1 protein-coding gene is annotated in these 1,489 nt (G+C 73.0%); it reads left to right on the top strand.

What is annotated here, in order from left to right; translation table 11 throughout:
* Nucleotides 1-118: 118 nt before the first annotated feature.
* A complete protein-coding gene (locus DW925_RS09975; protein WP_117790920.1) occupies nucleotides 119-1,411 on the top strand; it encodes an IS30 family transposase in 1,293 nt (430 codons plus the stop codon).
* Nucleotides 1,412-1,489 lie beyond the last annotated feature (78 nt).

The raw sequence follows: 1,489 nt of genomic DNA, 5'->3' as shown, positions 1-1,489 counted from the left end.
CCTTGATTGGCAACTTCATCCGAACACCTCCCATATTCATCCGTACATGTACGGATGAATATGGGAATCCGATACCCTGAGGGCCGGACCGGCCGGCCCCGGGAGATCGGAGGACGGCATGTCCGGAAAGAGGAAGAAGGGGGCCGGGAAGGCGGCCCCGAGGGCCTACGGCAGGCTCACCAGGCACGAGCGGGACACGGTCCAGAGGATGCTGGAGCGAGGGGCCTCGTGCAGGCAGATCGCGAGGGAGCTGGGCAGGTCGCCCTCGACGGTGTGCTCGGAGGTGGCGTCGCACAGGTTCGTGACCGCGCCGAGGGAGAGGCGCGGCGAGCGCGTGGACGCCTCCGCCGACCTGTCTGCGGCATGCCCGCGCCTGGCCGCGTGGCCGCGCTGCTGCAACGGGTGCGGGCGGTACCGTGCGGTCGGCTGCAAGCGCCGCCCGCACGTCTTCTACGACGCCCGCGCCGCGCAGCTGTGCGCGGACTCGGTCCTCGTCTCGTCAAGGCGCGGGATAGACGCCGACGAGCCCGCCGCGGCCGAGGCGCTCGCCCTCATCCGCGACGGCCTGGGCCGGGGGCTCTCGCCCGAGCAGATGGCGGCGCGCAACGGCGGCCCGGTGGACCTGTCGCCGTCGACCATCTACCGCTGGGTCTCGGCGGGCTACGACGGCATGACCAACATGGAGCTCAGGCGCAAGGTCGGCTACAGGCCGAGGAAGCGCGCCGCGTGCCGGGCGGCGACCCGCCACTCCGCCCGCAGGTCACATGCCGCGTTCCTCGCCCTCGGGGAGGACGCGTGCGCCGCGGCCTGGGAGATGGACACCGTCGAGGGGGCCCGGGAGGACTCCGCCTGCCTGCTCACGCTGCTGCACCGCCCCAGCAGGCTCCAGCTCGCGCTGCCGCTGGAGGAGAAGACCGCCGGGTGCGTCGCGGGCGCCCTGGAGGGCGTCCGGGCGGTCCTCGGCGCCGACGGGACGCGCCGCGTGTTCCGCGCCGTGCTCACCGACAACGGCCCCGAGTTCTCCGACGAGGACGCGATCGCCGCGCTCATCGGCGAGGGGCAGGGCGAGACGAGGCTGTTCTACTGCGACCCCCGGCGCAGCGACCAGAAGGGCGCCTGCGAGCGCAACCACGTCGAGATCAGGAAGCTGCTGCCCAAGGGCCGCGGCCTCAGGTTCGACCGGCTGGCCCCGGCGGACCTGTCGCTGGCGATGTCGCACGTGAACTCCGAGCCGCGCGGCGCGCTCGGCTTCGCGACGCCCGCCCGCGCCTTCCGGGCGATGCTCGGCGCCGACGCGGAGGCGCTGCTGGACGCGTACGGCGTGGAGGACGTGCCCGTCGGCGAGCTCGACCTGACGCCGGGGCTCATCGCGCGGGCGCGCGAGGAAAGGGGCGATGCCCCGCTGTCCTAGCCTGAAAGGGAAAAACGGAATAGGCGGACCGACCGTTCGGCTGAGTCTGGGAAGAGGTGCCGGGCGGCGGGCGGAGCA

This window comes from Collinsella sp. AM43-1, assembly GCF_003467925.1.
In the GTDB taxonomy this organism is placed as follows: domain Bacteria; phylum Actinomycetota; class Coriobacteriia; order Coriobacteriales; family Coriobacteriaceae; genus Collinsella.
This window is presented reverse-complemented; position numbering and strand designations above follow the sequence as displayed.

Bases quoted from the DNA above. Each gene is read 5' to 3' on its own strand.
- DW925_RS09975 (WP_117790920.1), top strand. From the start codon at position 119: ATGTCCGGAAAGAGGAAGAAGGGGGCCGGGAAGGCGGCCCCGAGGGCC.